A 20,750-nucleotide genomic window follows, 5' to 3' on the forward strand; every position below is an offset into this window, starting at 1 on the left:
CCCACCACCCCCGCCACGACCGCCGACCCCGCCCGGGGCACTGCTCCCCACCGCGCGCGCCCACCACCCCCGCCACGGTCGCCGGCCCCGCCGGGGCCGCCGCCCACGTGGCCGACCGCGGCGTAAGGGAGCGCCCGCACCGGCCCCACCCGCCACACCGACCAGCCCCCTCCCCGAACCGCGGCGGCACGCCGCGCGTCCGCGTCAGCGCCAGGGTGACACGCCCGGGGACACGCCGTGCCGAATACGCCGACTCCGGCCGGATTCAAGGGAGTTGGGCGCATCCGGTCCGGTTCCGGTTCGGTTCGGCGCCGGGCGGGCACCGGGCGGGCTGCCGGCCCCCGCCCGGCCGGGCCCCGGGAACACGAAACGGGGGCCGCCCACCGGCGACCCCCGTGACGAGCTCCGCGCTACGGCGGCGGTGCGTTCAGCGCTTGGCGACGAAGACGTGCATCGCGATGTCCGCCTCCAGCTCCGCGGCCTCGCCGCTGCTGCCCACCAGCACCCCGCCGGCGGACTCCGTGACGCTCACGACCGCGCCCGGCTGCACACCGGCCCGGCGCAGCGTGTACATCAGCTGAGGGTCCGTCTGGATGGGCTCCCCGATACGGCGGACGACGACGGTCTTGCCGTCCGCGCCCGGCTCCAGGTCCATCAGGCTGACCATGCCGTCGTTGAGGAACGGATCGGGCTCGGGCTTCTCGCCCAGCTCCTCCAGGCCCGGGATGGGGTTGCCGTAAGGCGACTCGGTGGGGTGGCGCAGCAGCTCCAGCACCCGCCGCTCCACGGCCTCGCTCATCACGTGCTCCCAGCGGCACGCCTCGGCGTGCACCTGCTCCCACTCCAGGCCGATCACGTCGACGAGCAGGCACTCGGCGAGGCGGTGCTTGCGCATCACCCGGGTCGCCAGGCGGCGGCCCTCCTCGGTGAGCTCCAGGTGACGGTCCCCGGCGACCGAGACCAGGCCGTCGCGCTCCATGCGCGCCACGGTCTGGCTCACCGTCGGGCCGCTCTGGTCGAGCCGCTCGGCGATGCGGGCGCGCATGGGGACCACACCTTCTTCCTCGAGCTCGAGAATGGTGCGGAGATACATCTCCGTGGTGTCGATCAGTCCGGACATGCGTGCCCCTTGATATGTCGTGCGCGTGGCCCCTGGACCCAATTCTGACGCATAGCACCGACAAGGGTGCCGCGTACGCCCCTGTCGGCCGCCGCCGTATTGACAGCGCCCAGGTCCAGACCGCAACGTGATCCGCGCCACGAGCGTACGCCAGGCCGTACGCGCCACCGGATCTTGAGGTTAGGAGCCCCTCGGCGATGAGCGAGAACAAGCTGGCCGGGCAGTTCTTCGACGCCGCGATCGGGCTGCTCCAGCGGGTCCGCGACGAGGAGGCCGGGCGGATCGCCGAGGCCGGTTCGCTGATCGCCGACACCGTGGCGGACGGCGGACGGCTCTTCGTCTTCGGCGCCGGGCACTCCTCGCTCCCCGCGCAGGACGTCGTCTACCGCGCGGGCGGGCTCGCCCTGATCAACCTCCTCGCGGTGCCCGGCGTGATGGGCCTCGACATCGTGCCCGCCACCCTCGGCAGCGCGCTGGAGCGGGTGAACGGGCTGGCCGGCGCGGTCCTGGACACGAGTCCGGCGCAGCCGGGCGACCTGCTGATCGTCATCTCGCTGTCCGGGCGGAACTCGCTGCCGGTGGAGATGGCGATGAACGCCCGCGCACTGGGCCTCACGGTCATCGGCGTCACCTCGCTCGCCTACGCCGAGCACACGAAGTCCCGGCACGTGTCGGGGACCTTCCTCAAGGACCACTGCGACCTCGTCATCGACAGCAAGATCGACATCGGGGACGCGGAGATCAGGGCGGAGGGCGTCGGGGCGCCGTTCGGGCCGGCGTCGACGGTGGTGACGAGCGCGCTGATGCAGGCGGTGGTGGTGTCGGCGGTGGGGGCGCTGGCGGAGCGGGGGATCGAGCCGCCGATGTTGCGGTCGGGGAATGTGGACGGTGGGCATGAGTGGAACGGGCGGGTGATGAGCGACTACGGGGACCGGATCTTCTTCCGGCAGTAGCCGCGTGCGCCGCCTGTCGGCGGGTACGGCATCCGGCGGGTACGGCATCCGGCGCCTGCCGAAGGTTCCGGCATCGGGCGCCTGCCGGCGGGGCTTTCCCCCCCCCCCCCCTTCCCGCCGCATCCGATATGCGGCTCCGCCGCGCGGCGGGGGCTTCGCCCCCAGACCCCCCTTTTCCGCGCTACCGCGCGGTGGCCTCAAACGCCGGCCGGGCTATTTTTTTCCCACCGCCGCCGCCAGGTCCAGCGCCGCCGCCACCCTCGTCGCCACGTCCTCCGCGTACGCCGCGTCACCTCTGTCGAACGGGCGGCGCGACGGGCCCCGCAGGAAGGTGACCGCCCCCAGGGTGCGGCCCCTGCTGCGGAGGGGCGTGGCGAGGGCGTGGATCGTGCCCTCGGGCCATTTGCGGGACGTCGCCCAGTTCTCCGTGCAGTCCGAGGCGGCCCGGACCGAGCCGCAGCGCTCCACCGCCTGCGGCGCCGGGTGGCTCTCGGGGTAGGGGACGGGGAGGCCGCCGGGGGCCGTCGTCGGGGACGGGCCCGGGGTGCCGGTGGGCGTGGCCACCGCGCGGACCAGCCGGACCGGCGGCTCCGGGGCCGCCTCGGGCTCGGGCAGCAGGTCGACGAGGGCGTGGTCGGCGAAGCCGGCCAGGGCGAAGTCCAGGTACAGGGACGCGGCCTCCACGGGGTCCTCGCACTCGGCGACCGCCCGGCCCGCCCGGTGCAGCTGGCTGCCCCGGAAGCGCAGCCGCGCGCTCTCCTGTTCGACCAGCCGGGCCGCCGTGACGTCCACGAACAGCCAGGCCACCCCGAGCGGCACGGGCTCCTCGGCGAGGGGCGAGGCCAGCTTGACGAAGCCGCTGCGCCAGCAGCGGCGCTCCGGCGGGGCGCCGCCCTGGTCCCGCAGCGTCACCCACAGGTCGCTGGGGGCGGGGGGCGCACCGGAGGCCAGGACGTACTGGAGCGCGCCCTCGACCTCCTCGACGCCGTGCTCCAGGAGTTCGCCCAGGGGGCGGCCCAGCAGCGCCGTACGGCCCGTGCGGAGCGCGCGCGCCGCGTGGGCGTTGGCCAGGGCGGGGCGCAGGTCCGCGTCGACGAGGACGACGCCCCACGAGGCGTCGCCGAACAGGGCCTCGCTCAGGGCGATCGAGCGCTCCAGGTCGATCTGGGTGTGCACCTCGCTGAAGGCGCAGTAGACGCCGGCGGCCCGGCCGCCCGCGCCCGGCACCGCCGACAGCTGGGTGCGCACCAGGACCCGGCCGCCGCCCTTGGTGAGCAGCGGGAACTCGTGCACCTGGCGGCCGTGGGCGCGCACCGCGGCGGTGAGTCGCGCGGTGACCTCCTCGGCGTCCGCCGCGCGCACCGCCCAGCCGGCCAGGCCCGGCCGGCCGACGGCCTCGGCCGCCGTCCAGCCGAGTATCCGCTCGGCCTCGCGGTTCCAGTGGGTGACGGTGCCCTCGGCGTCGAAGGCGCACAGCGCGGCGTCCATGCCGTCCAGGAGGGCCGCGAGGAGGCCCGAGTCGTCGCTGTCGACAGCGGCCTCCGCTCCGGGCCCCCGCCCGGCCGCCGCGTCGGGACGGGCCGGGCCGGGCTGGTGTGGTGCGGTCACGAGGAACCCCCTGCCGGCCGCGTCTGCATGTCCTGCACGACCGCATTCAACTCGACCGTGCTGGGCACCACACGGTCTTCGCGGAAATCGATGCCACAGGAAATTCGGTTGTCGTCGCCGGGGCGCGTGCCTACCGTGGTGCGCACACGAGAAGGGAGGTGGTTCGGGACATGATTTCTTTCCGGACGCGTGAGGTGACTGCGGGCTAGCGCCCGTCGTCGCGCCAAGCGCAGCGCCGGCTCCGCCGGCCAATCCCAAGCAGTCACCCGATCCGTGGGCCGCCGAGTCGTCCGCTCGGCACCGCCGCGCCGCTTCCGCGGCACGGCGGTAGCCGGCCCACGGATCGTCTGCGTTCTCCGGCATTCCGCGCCGCCGGAATTCACCGGCACCACGGGTGCCGGCGGAATCATGAGAAAGCGCCGGAAAACACCGGAAGTGCCGCAACGGCGAATTCAGCCGCTTTCCCGTGGTTCCGGCAGCGCCCGCGACTCACGGCGCTCGGGCACCAACGCCCCGGTCAGGGGCAGAGCCGCGCCACCCGCCAGCCGGTGCCGGACCGGGCGTAGCGCAGCCGGTCGTGCAGCCGGTTCTCCCGGCCCTGCCAGAACTCCACGGTCTCGGCCGTCACCCGGAAGCCTCCCCAGTCCTCGGGCACGGGCACCGGCGTGCCCTCCGGGAAGCGGGCGGTCACCGCGTCGTACGCCGCGTCGATGTCGGCGCGCGAGGAGACCACCGTCGACTGGGCGCTGGCCCAGGCCCCGAGCTGCGAGCCCCGGGGCCGGGACCGGAAGTAGGCGGCCGTCTCGGCCGGGTCGACCCGCTCGGCCGTGCCGCAGGCGATGACCTGACGGGCCAGCGGATACCACGGGAAGAGCAGCGAGACCTGCGGGTTCGCGGTGAGCTCGGTGCCCTTGCGCGAGGAGTAGTTGGTGTAGAAGACGAAGCCGCGCTCGTCGTAGCCCTTGAGCAGGACCGTCCGCGAGCTGGGCCGGCCGGTGGCGTCGGCCGTCGAGACGATCATCGCGTTGGGCTCGGGCAGACCGCTCCTGCACGCCTGTGCGAACCAGCGGGCGAACTGCTCGTACGGGCCCGGGGCGAGGTCCTCCTCCTGGAGGGCCCCGCTGCGGTACTGCTCGCGCATGACGGCGGGGTCGAGGACATCGCCGGGGGACCCGGCGGCGGAGAACTCGTCGAACGCGTCGGCTTGGGTCACCCGGCCATCCTGTCAGGTCCGGACAGAACGACACGGGATCTTCACCGTGCCCCGGACGGACGCGGCCGATCAGCTTGCCCGGTACCGGCCGTCCGTAACCCTCCGGGGGGCGAAACCCCCGGTGTGCCGGACATCACCCTTCCCCGCATGTGGTGGACCCCCCAAAATCGCAGGGCGGGTGGCTATGGCGCCCGCGTCTCACCGACTATCGTGTCCGCCCTCACCGTCCGGCACCGTCCGGCAGCCGGAGCCCGCGAAGGACCGGGCCCGGAACCGGGTGAAGGACAGCCGCACGGGGCATTACCGGATTGACCGAAAACGGACCGCGAGCCGCCACCGCCGCCGCGGAACCGGATCGGCGCCCACCTTGTCGTACACCTCACGAGGAGCCGCCTGATGTCCGACTTCGTACCCGGACTCGAAGGAGTCGTCGCGTTCGAGACGGAGATCGCCGAACCCGACAAGGAAGGCGGCTCCCTCCGCTACCGCGGTGTGGACATCGAGGATCTGGTGGGCCAGGTGTCCTTCGGGAACGTCTGGGGTCTGCTGGTCGACGGCTCGTTCAACCCGGGCCTGCCGCCCGCCGAGCCGTTCCCGATCCCCGTGCACTCGGGCGACATCCGGGTCGACGTGCAGTCCGCGCTCGCGATGCTCGCCCCCGTGTGGGGCCTGAAGCCGCTCCTCGACATCGACGAGGCGACGGCCCGCGACAACCTCGCCCGCGCCGCCGTCATGGCGCTGTCCTACGTCGCCCAGTCGGCGCGCGGCCAGGGCCTGCCGATGGTCCCGCAGCGGGAGATCGACAAGGCGGAGACCGTCGTCGAGCGCTTTATGAAGCGCTGGCGCGGCGAGCCCGACCCCAAACACGTCCGGGCCGTCGACGCCTACTGGACCTCGGCCGCCGAGCACGGCATGAACGCCTCCACGTTCACCGCCCGCGTCATCGCCTCCACGGGCGCCGACGTGGCCGCCGCGCTCTCCGGCGCGGTGGGCGCGATGTCCGGCCCGCTGCACGGCGGCGCGCCGTCCCGCGTCCTCGGCATGATCGAGGAGATCGAGCGCACGGGTGACGCGGTCGCCTACGTCAAGGGCGCCCTGGACCGCGGCGAGCGCCTGATGGGCTTCGGCCACCGGGTGTACCGCGCCGAGGACCCGCGCGCCCGGGTGCTGCGCCGGACGGCCAAGGAGCTGGCGGCGCCGCGCTTCGAGGTCGCCGAGGCGCTGGAGAAGGCGGCCCTGGAGGAGCTCCACAACCGCCGCCCGGACCGGGTGCTGGCCACCAACGTCGAGTTCTGGGCGGCGATCGTGCTGGACTTCGCCGAGGTCCCGGCGCACATGTTCACGTCGATGTTCACGTGCGCCCGTACGGCGGGCTGGAGCGCGCACATCCTGGAGCAGAAGCGCACCGGCCGGCTGGTGCGCCCCTCGGCGCGGTACGTGGGCCCCGGCCCGCGCGACCCGCGCGAGGTCACGGGGTTCGACGCGCTCGCGCGGGACTGAGCCCCCCCGGTGGTGCCCCGCTCCGGACACGGGCGGGGCGCGGAGAAACGGTCCGTCAGGCCGGTCCGTCAGACCGCCGCGGCCGGGCCGTACCAGGTGCCGGCCACCCGCCGCAGGAAGCCGTCCGCCCCGGTGACGGTCAAGTCGTAGCGCCCGGCCGTCGCCGTGCCGGCCAGCTCGCGGGCGGTCCGCTCGGCGACGGCGGCGCCCTTTACGGTGCCCTTGAAGCGGCGGAGGAAGCCGTCGGCGCCGTAGACCGTGAAGTCGTACGCGCCGTCGGTGCCGGCCGTCTCCCACACGTACTGCGCGCGGGAGCCCGGCGCGACGGTGAACGGCGTCCCGGCGAACGGCAGCCGGATGTGGGGGAAGACGGTGAAGTGGAAGGCCACGTCACCGGCGTTGGTCATCGTGCACACCACGCGGCCGCCCGCCCGGTCCACGGTGACGGCGGCGTCGGGCGCGTAGGGCAGCATCCGGTACGGGCGGGCGCCCGGCTCCTGCACGGGGACGGTCTGCTGGCCCTGGGCGGGGACCTTGACGGGCGGCAGCTTGGCTCCGGCGTCGGCCTTGCGGACGAGCTCCTTGGTGTCGGGCAGGGCGGGCACCGAGTAGTCGGGGCGGGCGAAGTCGAAGCAGCTCGTCAGGTCGCCGCTGACGGCCCGCCGCCAGTCGCTGATGTTCGGCTCGCGGACACCGGTCACCCGCTCCATGAAGCGCAGCACGGAGGTGTGGTCGAAGACCTGGGAGTTCACCCATCCGCCGCGCGACCAGGGAGAGATCACCCACAGCGGCACCCGGTTGCCCATCCCGATGGGCAGTCCGCCGACGAACTCGCCGGGGGTGCCGGCCGGCGGGAAGGGCGGGACGACGTGGTCGAAGTAGCCGTCGTTCTCGTCGTACATCACCAGGAACACGGTGTGCTTCCACACCTCGGGGTTGGCGAACAGCGACCGGAGCGCGGTGTCGACGTAGTCGGCGCCGTAGTCCGGGCCGGCCGTCGGGTGCTCGGAGAACAGATAGGGGGCCACCAGCCAGGACACGGCCGGCAGGGTGCCGTCCTTGCAGTGCCGGTCGAAGGCGGTGAGGTCGAACTTGGTCATGGCGTTGACGTAGCGGGGGTCGTCGTGCGGGAAGGCGTGGAACTGGCGGAAGTACGAGAGCCCGTTGTCGTCGTAGTCGCCGTACCGGTCGTCCTTGCCCGGGTTGTGGTAGACCCGCCAGCTCACCCCGGCCCGTTCCAGCCGCTCCGCGTAGGTGGTCCAGTCGGCGACGGGGTTGTCGGTGACGACGCTGTTGTCCGTGAAGGGGCCGGTGGTGCCGTCGGTGCCCGGTCCGGCGGTGCCCGACCAGAGGTAGAGCCGGTTGGGGTCGGTGGGCCCGGCCATGGAGCAGAAGTAGTGGTCGGCGACGGTGAAGGCGTCGGCGAGGGCGTACTGGTACGGGATGTCCTCGCGGGTGAAGTAGCCCATGCAGCGCTCGCCCTTGGCGGATATCCACTTGTTCATGGCACCGCGGTTGATCGCGTCGTGCCCCGTCCGCCAGTCGTGCGGGAGGCCGTCGGCGTTCTGGGCGTTGTAGCGGGTGGTGTCCATCCGGTAGGGCAGCAGCCGGCCGCCGTCCTTGCGGCCCGGCGCGGGCTGGCGCAGGACGCCGGTGCCGTCGGGGAAGACGAGCCCCTGCCGGTCGTCGAAGCCCCGTACGCCGCTCAGGGTGCCGAGGTAGTGGTCGAAGCTGCGGTTCTCCTGCATCAGCACGACGATGTGCCGTACCTGGTCGAGGCCCTGGGCGGCCGCGGCGGCCGGGCCGGCCGCCTCCGCCCCGAGCACTCCGGCGGCCGCCACGGCGGCCGTGGTCCCCACGAACTGACGACGCGTCAAAGCTGGCACTGTACGGCTCCTCGGGTGCGGGGGCTGGACGGGCGCCCCGCACGGTAGCCGCGTAGCGCGTGCGACGGAATGGACGGAGGATGACGAGGTGGCGCACGCGGGACGAACGGCCGGATCAGCCGCGCAGCACCTCGTCGAGGAGCCCGGCCCAGTGCTCGACCACCCGCTCCCGCCGGGCGGTGTCGTCCGTCAGCAGATTCGCGAGCCCGAGCCCGCGCGCCATGTCGAGCAGGCCCTGCACGGTCTCGCGGACGCCCGGCCGCCGCTCGTCCGCGCCGAGCAGCCGCACGGCCATCCGGTGCGTCTCCCGGCCGACGCGCGCCTCCAGGTCCGTCACCCCCGCCCGCAGCGGCTCCTCGTCGGCGGCGGCCACCCACAGGTGCAGGGCGGCCCGGAACAGCGGCCCGGTGTAGAGCCCGACCAGTTCCCGGACCACGAGGCGCGTACGCGCCGGGCCCATGAGGCCGCGCGCGGGTCCGAGGGCCTCGCGCAGCGCGGCGGACCGCTGCTCGGCGACATAGGCCACGGCCGCCGTGAAGAGGTCCTCCCGGGTGGGGAAGTGGTGCTGGGCGGCGCCCCGCGACACCCCCGCCCGGGTGGCGACCAGGGACACCGTGGACCCCGACCACCCGTGCTCGGCCAGACAGGCGACGGCCGCCTCCAGCAGCCGCAGCCGTGTGACGCGGCTGCGGTCCTGCTGGGGGCCCTTGGTCACCGCGCCCATACGGGGTCCCGCCGCTCCAGGAAGGCCGTCACGCCCTCGCGCGCCTCGTCCGAGGCGAACAGCCGGGCCGACAGGGCGGCCAGGGCGTCCGTGTCCCGGTCGAAGGCTCGCAGCGTTCCGGCGGTCACCAGCCGCTTGGACTCGGCGAGCCCCTGCGGGGAGGCGGCCCGCAGCCCGTCCAGCACCGCGGGCAGCACCTCACCGGGCTCGCCGGCCACGGTGATCAGCCCGATCCGGGCGGCCTCGGCGGCGTCGAAGCGCTCCCCGGTCAGGTAGTAGCGGGCGGCGGCGCCCGGCTGGAGCCGGGGCAGCAGCGGTATGGAGATCACGGCGGGGGCCAGCCCCAGCCGCGCCTCGGTGAAGGCGAACGAGGAACCCTCGCCCGCCACGGAGATGTCACAGGCCCCGAGCAGCCCCAGGCCACCGGCCCGGACGTGCCCGGTGACGGCGGCGACGACGGGCTTGGGCAGCTCGACGACGGCGCGCATCAGCCGTACGAGCCCGAGGGGCGCCGCCCCGCCCGCCCCGGCCTCGCTCAGATCGGCCCCGGCACAGAAGGTGTTGCCGGTGTGGGTGAGCAGCACGGCCCGGGTGCCCGGGTCGTCCGCCGCCGCGGCGAGCGCCTCGTACAGCTCCTGGACGAGCCGGGCCGAGAGGGCGTTGCGGTTGTGCGGCGAATCGAGCGTCAAGCGGGTGATGCCGTGCTCGCGCACGCGGCGGACCACCATCGACAACCCTCCGATCAGTAGGACTTGGGAAGACCCAGCGTCCGGTGCGACACATAATTGAGGATCATCTCGCGGCTGACCGGGGCGATCCGCGCCACCCTCGCCGCGGTCACCAGCGAGGCGAGCCCGTACTCGGTGGTGAGGCCGTTGCCGCCCAGGGTGTGGACGGCCTGGTCGACGGCGCGCACGGCGGCCTCGGCGGCGGCGTACTTGGCCATGTTGGCGGCCTCGCCCGCGCCCGCGTCGTCGCCCGCGTCGTAGAGCGCGGCGGCCTTGGTGGTCATCAGCCGGGCCAGTTCGAGCTCGATGTGGCATCGGGCGAGCGGGTGGGCGAGGGCCTGGTGGGCGCCGATGGGCTCGGACCACACCTGGCGGGTGCGGGCGTAGTCGACGGCCCGGCCGAGTGCGTAACGGCCCATGCCGGTCGCGAAGGCGGCGGTCATGATCCGCTCGGGGTTGAGCCCGGCGAACAACTGAAGCAGCCCGGCGTCCTCGGACCCGACAAGAGCCTCACCCGGCAACCTCACCTCGTCCATGACCAGCTCGAACTGCTTCTCAGGAGCGGCGAGTTCCATGGATATCCGATTCCACTGAAACCCGGGAGCCTCACGCTCCACGATGAACAGACAGGGCTTCAGGGCGCCCGTCCGGGCGTCCTCGGTACGCCCCACGATCAGGGTGGCGTCGGCGATGTCGACGCCGGAGACGAACACCTTCCGGCCACTGAGAACCCAGTGGTCACCGTCCCTCCGGCCGGTCGTGGTGATGCGGTGGGAGTTGGACCCGGCGTCGGGCTCGGTGATGCCGAAGGCCATCCGGAGGGTGCCGGAGGCGAGCCCGGGGAGCCATCGCTCCTTCTGGGCGGCGGTGCCGAAGCGGGAGATCACGGTGCCGCAGATGGCGGGCGAGACGACCATCATGAGCAGCGGGCACCCGGCGGCCCCGAGCTCCTCCAGAACGAGGGCGAGCTCGGTGATCCCACCACCTCCACCGCCGTACTCGACGGGGAGATTCACGCCCAGATAGCCGAGCTTGCCGGCCTCGGCCCAGAGTTCGTCGGGCTGCTTGCCGTCGCGGACGACGGCGGTGGTGTACTCGCGGCCGTAGCGCTTGCCCAAGGCGGCGACGGCGGCGCGCAGGTCACGGAGTTCCTGGCTCTCGATGAGGGCGTTGCTCATGGCGTGTGCTCCTCGGATTCGACGACGGCGAGCAGGGTGCCGACCTCGACCTGGCGGCCGGGGACGGCGTGCAGGGCGGTGAGGGTGCCGGAGGCGGGGGCGACGACGCGGTGCTCCATCTTCATGGCCTCCAGCCACAACAGCGGCTCCCCCGCCTTCACGGACGCGCCCACGGCGACCCCGTCGGCGACCCGGACGACGGTGCCGGGCATGGGGGCGAGCAGGGAGCCGGGGACGACCTGGGCCCGGGGCTCGGAAAAGCGGGGCAGGGAGACCAGGGAGAAAGGCCCGACATGGACGACGGAATCCCCGTACACATGAACGCCAAAAGAATGCCGGACCCCCTGAACCTCCAGAACGACTTCCCCCACTCCCAGACGGACGAGCCGCACCCCGGGAAACCCCTCGACCGAGAGCCCGCCCCGCCCCGGCAGATACCGGATCTCGACCTCCTCGCCCCCCGGCTCGGCGCGGAAGCGCTTGACCTGCGGCTGGGAGGGAACGTTGCGCCAGCCGCCGAAGGGCGAGGGGGAACGGGCGGCGGATTCGAGGGCCGCGGCAAGAGCGGCGAGCCGCAGGGCACAGGGATCGGGAGCGGCGACGAGGGAGTCCAGATGCCGCTCGTAGAACCCGGTGTCGAAGCGCACTTCGAGGAAATCGGGATGCCGGAGGGACCGGACGAGCAACTCCCGGTTGGTGACGGGCCCATGGACAAGGGCGAGCTCCAGCTCACGGGAGAGGCGGCGGACGGCCTCGTCCCGCGTCGGCGCCCAGGCGATGACCTTGGCGAGCAGCGAGTCGTAATGCGTCCCGACCAGATCACCGGCGTCGAAGCCGGAGTCGACACGCAGCGAGGGGGACGGACCGGCGGCCGAGGAACTGCGGGAGGCGACGGGGTCGGAGGGGCAGGGGTCCGGGGCGCTTACGTGTATTTGCGGGCCCAAGGAGGGGGTTCGCTCGCGTTCCGGGGTTCCGGGCCCGTAAATATACGGCCCCGGGCCCCTGCCCCGGAGGCCCCGGCGCCGCACCCCGCCCGGCTCCGCACCCACGGACAGCTCGAACACCCGCCCAGAGGAGGGAAGCCACCCCCGCGAAGGATCCTCCGCGTACAGCCGAGCCGACACCGCGTGCCCCGAAGGCGAAGGCGCCGACCCCAGCGCCGCCCCCTCGGCCACCCGGATCTGGAGCGCCACCAGGTCCACGCCGTACACCAGCTCCGTCACCGGATGCTCCACCTGGAGCCGGGTGTTCATCTCCAGGAAGAAGGCCCGTCCGTCCTTCCCGACCAGGAACTCGACGGTCCCGGCCCCGACGTACCCCACGGCCCGCGCACCGGCCACGGCGAACCCCTTGAGCGCGGAGAGCACCTCGCCGGACAGCCCGGGAGCCGGCGCCTCCTCGATCACCTTCTGGTGCCGCCGCTGAAGGGAACAGTCCCGGGTCCCGAGCGCCCACACCGCACCGGCCCCGTCCGCCAAAACCTGCACCTCGACGTGGCGCCCACCCTCGACGTACGGCTCGACGAACACGGATCCGTCGCCGAACGCGGCAGCGGCCTCAGCACGGGCGGAAACGACAGCGGCGGACAGCACGTCGAGCGACCGCACGACACGCATCCCCCGCCCGCCCCCACCGGCGGACGCCTTGACGAGCACCGGCAGCTCACCGGCACCGACGGCACCGGGGTCCAGGGCGTCCAGGACCGGCACACCAGCGGCGGCCATCAGCGACTTGGCCCGCGTCTTGGACGCCATCGCCTCGATCACGGACGGCGGCGGCCCGATCCACACCAGCCCGGCGGCGAGGACGGCCGTAGCGAAGTCCGCGTTCTCGGACAGGAAGCCGTAGCCGGGATGGACGGCGTCGGCCCCGGCGGCGAGCGCGGCCGCGACGACGAGGTCGCCGCGCAGATACGTGTCGGCGGGCGCGGCGCCCGGCAGCCGGACCGCCGCGTCGGCCTCGCGCACATGGCGGGCGGAGGCGTCGGGGTCGGAGTGCACGGCGACGGTGGCGATGCCGAGTTCGCGGCAGGTGCGGAAGACGCGGCAGGCGATCTCGCCGCGGTTGGCGACGAGGACGGAACGGATCACGGAAGCCTCACTACGTAGTCCGGCAGCTCACATGCGGAAGACACCGAAGCCGCCCCGTACGCCCTCGACGGGCGCGCGGTGGACGGCGGACAGACACATACCGAGCACGGTGCGGGTGTCGCGCGGGTCGATGACCCCGTCGTCGTAGAGCCGCCCGGAGAGGAACATCGGCAGCGACTCGGCCTCGATCTGCCGCTCCACCATGGTGCGCAGCGCGGCGTCGGCCTCCTCGTCGTAGGGCTGCCCCTTGGCGGCGGCGGAGGCGCGGGCGACGAGGGAGAGGACCCCGGCGAGCTGCTGGGGGCCCATGACGGCGGATTTGGCGCTGGGCCAGGAGAAGAGGAACCGGGGGTCGTAGGCCCGGCCGCACATGCCGTAGTGGCCGGCGCCGTAGGAAGCGCCCATGAGGACGGACAGGTGGGGCACCCGCGAGTTCGACACGGCGTTGATCATCATGGCGCCGTGTTTGATGATCCCGCCCTGCTCGTACTCGCGGCCGACCATGTAGCCGGTGGTGTTGTGGAGGAAGAGGAGTGGGATGTCGCGCTGGTTGGCCAGCTGGATGAACTGGGCGGCCTTCTGGGACTCGGCGCTGAAGAGGACGCCCTGGGCGTTGGCCAGGACGCCGACGGGGTAGCCGTGGATCCGGGCCCAGCCGGTGACGAGGCTGGGCCCGTAGAGGGGCTTGAACTCGTCGAAGTCGGAGCCGTCGACGAGCCGGGCGAGGACCTCGCGGGGGTCGAAGGGGACCTTGAGGTCGCCGGGGACGACGCCGAGGAGCTCGTCCTCGTCGAAGAGCGGCGGCTCGACGGGTCCCGGAGTGCCGTACGACGCCGGTCGGTTGAGCCGGGAGACGACCCGGCGGGCCTGCCGGATCGCGTCGGGCTCGTCCGCGGCGAAGTGGTCGGCGAGGCCCGAGACGCGCGCGTGCATCGCGGCGCCGCCGAGCGACTCGTCGTCCGCGTCCTCGCCGGTGGCCATCTTGACCAGCGGCGGTCCGCCGAGGAAGACCTTGGCCCGCTCCTTGACCATGATCACGTGGTCGGACATGCCGGGTACGTACGCGCCGCCCGCGGTGGAGTTGCCGAAGACGACGGCGACCGTGGGGATGCCGGCGGCGGAGAGGCGGGTGAGGTCGCGGAAGAGCGCGCCGCCGGGGATGAAGATCTCCTTCTGGCTGGGGAGGTCCGCGCCGCCGGACTCGACGAGGGAGATCACGGGGAGCCGGTTGGCGCGGGCGATCTCGTTGGCGCGGAGGGCCTTCTTCAGCGTCCAGGGGTTGCTGGCGCCGCCGCGGACCGTCGGGTCGTTGGCGGTGACGAGGCACTCGACGCCCTCGACGACGCCGATGCCGGTGACGAGGGACGCGCCGACGGTGTGGTCGCCGCCCCATCCCGCGAGCGGGGACAGCTCCAGGAAGGGCGTGTCGGGGTCGAGGAGGAGCTCGACGCGCTCGCGGGCGAGGAGCTTGCCGCGGGCGCGGTGCCGGGCAACGTACTTCTCGCCGCCGCCGACGACCGCCTTGGCGTGTTCCGCGCCGACCTCGTCGAGCCTGGCGAGCATCGTCTCGCGGGCGGCGGCGTACTCCGGGCCCGAGGGGTCGAGCGCGGACGACAGCACCGTCACAGCAGCACCTCCGGTATCTCCAGGTGGCGCGAGCGCAGCCATTCGCCGACGGCCTTCGCCTGCGGGTCGAAGCGGGCCCGGGAGGCCACGCCCTCGCCGAGCAGCCCGTCGACGGTGAAGTTGAGCGCCCGCAGGTTGGGGAGGACGTGCCGCCGGACGGGGAACCGGGCGGTCTCCGGGAGGAGTTCGCGCAGCCGGTCGGCGGTGAGCTCGTGGGCGAGCCAGCGCCAGGCGTCGTCGTGGCGCGCCCAGACGCCGATGTTCGCGCAGCCGCCCTTGTCGCCGCTGCGGGCCCCGGCGACGAGGCCGAGGGGGGCGCGGCGGGTGGGGCCGGGCGGCAGCGGCGGGGGCAGCGGGGGCGCCTCGTCCGGCGCCGGTTCTCCGGGGCGGCCCGGCTCCCCCGGGTCCGGCTCCCCCGGGTCCGCGACGGGGCCGGGCGGTACGCGCAGCCGGGTGCCGTCGGGCAGCACGGCGACCTGCCGCACGCTGTACGCGTCCACGTAGGCGGCCTCGAAGACGCCGTAGGGGGCGCCCTTGCCGGGCGGGGCGGTGACGTGGAAGCCGGGGTAGCTCGCGAGGGCCAGCTCGACCGCGGCGCCGCTGACGGCGCGGCCGACGGCCTCCGGGTCGGGGTCGCGCACGACGAGGCGCAGCAGGGCGCTCGCCTCCTCCTGTACGGGCGCGTCGGCCCGGTCCGTACGGGCCAGGGTCCACCGGACCTCGGCGGGGCGGCGGCGGGCGAGGGCGGCGTCGAGCTGCTCGCGCACCATGCGGGCCTTGGCCTCGATGTCGAGGCCGGTGAGGACGAAGACGACCTCGTTGCGCCAGCCGCCCACGCGGGTCAGGCCGGTCTTGAGCGTGGCGGGCGGCGCCTCGCCGCGCACCCCGCTGATCCGCACCCGGTCGGGGCCCGCGTCGGTGAGCTCGACGGTGTCCAGGCGGGCGGTGACGTCCGGCCCCGGGTAGCGGGCGCCGGCCGTCTCGTACAGGAGCTGGGCGGTGACGGTGCCGGTGGTGACGGCGCCGCCGGTGCCGGGGTGCTTGGTGACGACGGCGGAGCCGTCGGCGTGGATCTCGGCCAGCGGGAAGCCGGGGAGGCCGTCGGCGGCCGGCAGGTCCTGGAAGAAGGAGTAGTTGCCGCCGGTGGCCTGGGTGCCGCACTCCAGGACGTGCCCGGCGACGACGGCCCCGGCGAGCGGGTCCAGGTCCTCGGCGAGCCAGCCGAAGTGCGCGGCGGCGGGCCCGGTGACGAGGGCGGCGTCGGTGACCCGCCCGGTCACGACGACATCGGCGCCGGCCCGCAGACAGGCGGTGATCCCGGCGCCGCCCAGGTAGGCGTTGGCGGTGAGCACGCCCTCGCCCCAGTCGCGCGCGGCGAGCAGGTCGTCGCCCTCGACATGAGCGACCCGCACATCGAGCCCGAGCCGCCGGGCGAGGTCCCGGATCCCGCCCGCGAGACCGGCGGGGTTGAGGCCGCCCGCGTTGGTGACGAGCTTGACGCCGCGCTCGACGGCGAGGCCGAGGCCCTCCTCAAGCTGGGCGAGGTAGGTCTTGGCGTAGCCGCGCCGGGGGTCGGCGAGCCGGTCGCGGCCGAGGACGAGCATGGTGAGCTCGGCGAGGTAGTCACCGGTGAGCACGTCGAGGGGCCCGCCGGTGAGCATCTCGCGGAGGGCGCCGAAGCGGTCGCCGTAGAAACCGGAGGCGTTGCCTATACGAAGGGGTTCGGTCATCGGGGGGCTCCGGGGGCGGGGTGGGCGGCGGGGGGCCCACCACCGGTCCGGCCCGGGTCGGAGGCCGGCGCGCCCGGCGTTCGGCCGCTACGCATCCGGGCCTCGTCCGGTTTCCGGTCGGTCCGGGGTGCGGTCCCGGGACCCGGGTGGGCCGTCCGGCGGGCCGTCCGGCCGCGTGGCCCCGCTCGGCTCCCGGCCCGTGCCCGGCGGGCCCGCGAATGCCTGGGCGATGTCCAGCCACCGGTCCGCGTCCGGGCCGTGGGCGCGCAGGGCCAGGTCGTGGCGGTGGGCGCGCCGGGTGGCGAGGAGGCAGAAGTCGAGCGCCGGGCCGGTGACGCGCTGGGCGGCGCCCTCGGGCCCGTACGTCCACCGCGTCCGCCCGTCGGGGGCCAGGAGCTCGACGCGGAACTCCTCGGCGGGCGGGGTGAGCCCACGGGCCGTGTACGCGTGGTCGCGGGCCCGTACGCCGATGCGGGCCACGTGCCGCAGCCGGGCGGTGGGCCGGCGGCGCACCCCGAGGGCGTCCGCGATGTCCTGGCCGTGCGCCCAGGTCTCCATGAGCCGTCCGGTGGCCATCGAGGCGCCGCTCATCGACGTCCCGTACCAGGGCAGCCTCGCCCCGCGCGGTACGGCCGCGAGCACCCGCAGCACCTCGGCGCGGCCCGCCCGCCAGCGGGCCAGCAGGTCGGCGGGGGCGAGCGCGGCCAGGCGGGCCGCGCCGTCGTCCACGAAGGTGCCGGGCGAGACGACGGCCCGGCGGACCTCCTCGGCGAAGCCGCCGGGATCGGTCGCGGACTGCACGGCGCGTTCGTCGGTCCAGGCCAGATGGGCGATCTGGTGGGCGACGGTCCAGCCGGGGGCGGGGGTGGGTGCGGCCCAGCCACGGGGGGACGTGGCACCCCGCGCCACGTCCGGCGCTCCGGCGGCCGGACCGGACACGACGCGGTCCAGGTCCTCACCCTCCGCGCGCAGGTCAGCGAACACTTCCACCGGGTCGACCACGCCGCACTCCCCCTCGGGAACCGTGCCTTGACGAACAGTCAGGAATGGGCGAAGGCCGTCACCCGGCCCCGCCGCAGGGAGAGCGTGGCACCCGGGCGAAAAACAATCAAGCGTGCTTGCATCTATTTTTCCGGCCCGGTTTCCCGGCCAACAAGGGTCTACGGGAGTGTGGTTGCCCGGCCTAGCCCTTCCGCGAGCACCTCGGCCAGGTGACGGGCGCGCGGCCCGCCACCCCCGCCGAGCTGCGCGACCTGCGTCCGGCAGGAGAACCCGTCGGCCAGCACCTCCGCCCCGGCCGGCGCCGCCCGCAGGGCCGGCAGCAGCCGCTCCTCCGCGCACGCCACGGACACCTCGTAATGCCCGCGCGCGAAGCCGAAGTCGCCCGCCAGACCGCAGCAGCCGCCGCTCAGCTCGCCGTCGAGCCCGGCGCGCTCACGGAGCCGCCGCTCGGCGGCGTCGCCCAGAACGGCGTGCTGGTGGCAGTGCGTCTGGCCGACCGCCGGGCGGCCGATCCAGGGCGGCTCCCAGTCCGGCGCGAACTCCTCGACCGCCTGGGCGAAGGTCCGTACGGACGCGGCGAGTTCCCGGGCCCGCGGGTCGCCGGGGAGCAGCTCCGGCAGGTCGGTACGGAGGGCGGCGGCGCAGCTGGGCTCCAGGACGACGACGGGCAGCCCCGCGGCCAGGGCGGGCGCCAGGGTGTCGAGGGTGCGGCGCAGGACGGTACGGGCGCGGCCGAGCTGCCCGGTGGAGATCCAGGTGAGGCCGCAGCAGGGCCGCCGCGGCGGCACGACGACGCGCAGTCCGGCGTCCTCCAGCACGGCGACGGCGGCCCGGCCGGCCTCGGGCGAGAGGTAGGTGGTGAAGGTGTCGGGCCAGAGGAGGAGGGTGGGGCGGTCGCCGGGGCGGGGTGCGGGGTCGGGGTGCGGCGGAGTGGGGTGCCGCTGCGCGGGGCCTTCTCCCCTCCCCGCCCCTTCCCGAATGTCCTCAAGCGCCGGACGGGCTGATTTCAGCCCGTCCGGCGCTCGATGACCGGAACCCCCTGTTTCGGAAAGCTCCGCCCACCCGCTGCGCCGCCGCACGGCACCTCGCCGCGCCCACCACCGCGTGAACGTCTCCCCCGCCAACTCCGGGAGTTCCCGTTCGGGAGCGATGCCCCCGAGCCGCTTCACGAGCGCCGCGACCGGCCGTACGCGCGCCAGCGGGCCGAGGACCCGGGCCGCGGGCGCCGCCGCCCGGAGCCACACCGGCAGCCACCCCATCGAGTAGTGCGCGGCGGGCCGCACCCGCCCCGCGTAGTGGTGGTGGAGGAACTCCGCCTTGTACGTGGCCATGTCCACGCCCACCGGGCAGTCGCTCCGGCACCCCTTGCACGACAGGCACAGGTCGAGCGCCTCCCGGACCTCCTCCGAACGCCACCCGTCCGTGATCACCCCGCCGCGGCCGCCCGCCAGCATCTCGTGCAGCAGCCGGGCCCGGCCGCGCGTGGAGTGCCGTTCCTCGCGCGTCACCCGGTACGAGGGGCACATCACGCCCGCGCCCCCGGCCGTCGTCTCACGGCACTTGGCGACGCCCACGCAGCGGCGCACCGCTCCGGCGAAGTCCCCGCCATCACCCGGATAGGCGAACCCGACCGGGACCGGCCGCTTCGGCAGGACCTCGAAGCGGAGGTTCTCGTCGAGGCGGTGCGGGCGGGCGAGGATTCCGGGGTTGAGGCCGCCCGCCGGGTCCCAGAGGTCCTTGAAGCGCGTGAAGAGCGCGACGACCTCCGGCCCGTACATCACCGGCAGCAGTTCGGCGCGCGCCTGCCCGTCGCCGTGCTCACCGGAGAGCGAGCCCCCGTGGGCGACGACGAGCCCGGCGGCCTCGGCCGAGAAGTCCCGGAAGCGGCGTACGCCCGCCGGGCCCGTCAGGTCGAAGTCGATCCGTACGTGGACGCAGCCGTCGCCGAAGTGCCCGTAGGGCGCGCCGCGCAGCCCGTACCGGCCGAGCAGCGCCCTGAACTCCCGCAGATACGCGCCGAGACGGCGCGGCGGCACCGCGCAGTCCTCCCAGCCGGGCCACGCCTCACCGCCGTCGGGGAGCCGGGTCGCGGTACCGGCGGCGTCGTCCCGTACCCGCCACAGGGCGCGCTGCCCGGCCGGGTCGGTCACCACCTCGTGGCCCGTCGTCCCCGGCGCCGCCGCGCGGACGATCTCCTCCGCGCGGGCCCGGGCCTCCGCCGGGCCGGTGCCGCCGGTCTCGACGAACAGCCAGGCCGCGCCCCTCGGCAGCCCGGCCGCGCCCCTCGGCAGCCAGGCCGCGTCGCCCACCAGATCGGCGGCCATGCCCTCGACGGTCAGCGGGCCGAAGGGCAGCAGGAGGGGCGCCGCGTCGGCCGCCGCGCTCTCGTCCGCGTAGCCCAGCACGGCCAGGGCCCGCGCGCGCGGCGCCTCGACGAGCCGGACCGTGGCCTCCGTGACCACGCCGAGCGTGCCCTCGCTGCCGGTGAAGGCCCGCGCCACGTCGGTGCGCCGCTCGGGGAGCAGCGCGTCCAGGGCGTAGCCGGAGATGCGCCGGGGCAGCTCCGGGAACCCGGTGCGCAGCAGCGCCAAGTCCCCCTGGACGAAGGCGCGCAGGCCGTCGGCGAGGCGCGCGGGCAGCCCGTCGAGGCCCCGTCCGAGGCGGGCGCGCTCGCCTCCGTACGTGAGGACGTCCAGCCCGTGCACGTTGTCGGCGGTGGTCCCCCAGGCCACGGAGTGCGACCCGCAGGCGTTGTTCCCGATCATCCCGCCGAGGGTGCACCGCCCGTGCGTCGAGGGATCGGGCCCGAACGTCAGCCCGTACGCGCCCGCCGCGGCCCGCAGCGTGTCGAGGACGACACCGGGCTGGACGACGGCGGTACGGGCCTCCGGGTCGACGGCCTTGATCGCGTCCATGTGCCGGGTGAAGTCCAGCACGACGCCGGTGCCCGTCGCCTGCCCGGCGATCGACGTCCCGCCGCCCCGGGCCACGACCGGGACACCGTGCTCCCGGCAGACGGCGAGGGCGGCCGCGACGTCGTCGGCGTCGCGCGGGGCGACGACGCCGAGGGGGACGCGGCGGTAGTTGGAGGCGTCCATGGTGACGAGGGCGCGGGCGGCGGCGCCGAAGTCGACGTCGCCGCGTACGGCTTTCCGCAGGGCGGGGGCCAGGGAGGGGGCCGGTCCTTCGTCGAGGGGCATGGGGCAACCTTTCCCCTTCCCCACCCCTTTCCGGATGTCCGCAGGCGCCGGATGGGCTGGAATCAGCCCATCCGGGGGCATCTCCTGGTGGCTCGGGGACCGGGGGCACCTCCTGGTGGCTCGGGGAGGAGCTCGCGCGCGACGTGGCCTAGTCGTCCTCCCCGCGGTGGGCCCGTGCGCTCGCCGGAGGCG

Annotated in this window: 14 protein-coding genes; 2 read left to right on the forward strand and 12 right to left on the reverse strand. The window is 74.5% G+C overall.

Features of this window, described 5'->3' with window-relative positions:
- Positions 1–427: 427 nt before the first annotated feature.
- Positions 428–1,120 (reverse strand): iron-dependent transcriptional repressor DtxR, encoded by a 693-nt coding sequence (locus AF335_RS29090; RefSeq protein ID WP_087926717.1) that lies wholly within the window; start codon positions 1,118–1,120, stop codon positions 428–430.
- Between the two features lie 197 nt (positions 1,121–1,317).
- Here AF335_RS29090 and AF335_RS29095 point away from each other — a divergent pair, with 197 nt between their 5' ends.
- Positions 1,318–2,073: an SIS domain-containing protein gene (locus AF335_RS29095; RefSeq protein WP_102921407.1), complete on the forward strand. Its 756-nt coding sequence runs from the start codon at positions 1,318–1,320 to the stop codon at positions 2,071–2,073.
- Between the two features lie 213 nt (positions 2,074–2,286).
- On the opposite strand, the gene AF335_RS29100 is transcribed toward AF335_RS29095, so the two are convergent.
- A complete protein-coding gene (locus tag AF335_RS29100) occupies positions 2,287–3,681 on the reverse strand; it encodes a PAS domain-containing protein (RefSeq protein WP_244927197.1) in 1,395 nt (464 codons plus the stop codon).
- Positions 3,682–4,198: 517 nt separating this feature from the next.
- Entirely contained in the window at positions 4,199–4,822 is a 624-nt protein-coding gene (gene pdxH, locus AF335_RS29105) for a pyridoxamine 5'-phosphate oxidase (protein WP_102921486.1), read from the reverse strand.
- A gap of 468 nt (positions 4,823–5,290) precedes the next feature.
- Between pdxH and AF335_RS29110 the strand changes: the two genes are divergently transcribed.
- Complete coding sequence (locus AF335_RS29110; protein WP_102921409.1) at positions 5,291–6,394, forward strand: citrate synthase 2; 1,104 nt, start codon at positions 5,291–5,293, stop codon at positions 6,392–6,394.
- A gap of 68 nt (positions 6,395–6,462) precedes the next feature.
- Here the strand turns inward: AF335_RS29110 and AF335_RS29115 are convergent, their stop codons facing one another.
- The 9 genes from AF335_RS29115 to AF335_RS29155 form a co-directional block, all read right to left on the reverse strand.
- Positions 6,463–8,280: a phosphocholine-specific phospholipase C gene (locus AF335_RS29115; protein ID WP_102921410.1), complete on the reverse strand. Its 1,818-nt coding sequence runs from the start codon at positions 8,278–8,280 to the stop codon at positions 6,463–6,465.
- Positions 8,281–8,395: 115 nt separating this feature from the next.
- Positions 8,396–9,004, reverse strand: a complete 609-nt coding sequence (locus AF335_RS29120; RefSeq protein ID WP_102921411.1) for a TetR/AcrR family transcriptional regulator — start codon at positions 9,002–9,004, stop codon at positions 8,396–8,398.
- On the reverse strand, positions 8,992–9,732 hold the full coding sequence (locus AF335_RS29125) for an enoyl-CoA hydratase family protein (protein WP_102921412.1): 741 nt from the start codon (positions 9,730–9,732) through the stop codon (positions 8,992–8,994). The genes AF335_RS29120 and AF335_RS29125 overlap by 13 nt, the downstream gene beginning before the upstream one ends.
- Before the next feature lie 14 nt (positions 9,733–9,746).
- A complete protein-coding gene (locus tag AF335_RS29130) occupies positions 9,747–10,910 on the reverse strand; it encodes an acyl-CoA dehydrogenase family protein (RefSeq protein ID WP_102921413.1) in 1,164 nt (387 codons plus the stop codon).
- Entirely contained in the window at positions 10,907–13,000 is a 2,094-nt protein-coding gene (locus AF335_RS29135; protein WP_102921414.1) for an ATP-binding protein, read from the reverse strand. Before AF335_RS29135 ends, AF335_RS29130 begins: the two co-directional genes overlap by 4 nt.
- 27 nt (positions 13,001–13,027) lie before the next feature.
- Positions 13,028–14,626 (reverse strand): acyl-CoA carboxylase subunit beta, encoded by a 1,599-nt coding sequence (locus AF335_RS29140; RefSeq protein ID WP_102921415.1) that lies wholly within the window; start codon positions 14,624–14,626, stop codon positions 13,028–13,030.
- Positions 14,623–16,356, reverse strand: a complete 1,734-nt coding sequence (locus tag AF335_RS29145) for an acyclic terpene utilization AtuA family protein (RefSeq protein ID WP_102921416.1) — start codon at positions 16,354–16,356, stop codon at positions 14,623–14,625. Before AF335_RS29145 ends, AF335_RS29140 begins: the two co-directional genes overlap by 4 nt.
- An 87-nt stretch (positions 16,357–16,443) precedes the next feature.
- Positions 16,444–17,358, reverse strand: a complete 915-nt coding sequence (locus AF335_RS29150) for a TIGR03084 family metal-binding protein (protein ID WP_102921417.1) — start codon at positions 17,356–17,358, stop codon at positions 16,444–16,446.
- 158 nt (positions 17,359–17,516) lie between these two features.
- Complete coding sequence (locus AF335_RS29155) at positions 17,517–20,558, reverse strand: FAD-binding and (Fe-S)-binding domain-containing protein (protein ID WP_102921418.1); 3,042 nt, start codon at positions 20,556–20,558, stop codon at positions 17,517–17,519.
- Between the last annotated feature and the right edge of the window lie 192 nt (positions 20,559–20,750).

The sequence above is a fragment of the Streptomyces eurocidicus genome (assembly GCF_002891295.1).
Lineage (GTDB): Bacteria > Actinomycetota > Actinomycetes > Streptomycetales > Streptomycetaceae > Streptomyces > Streptomyces eurocidicus.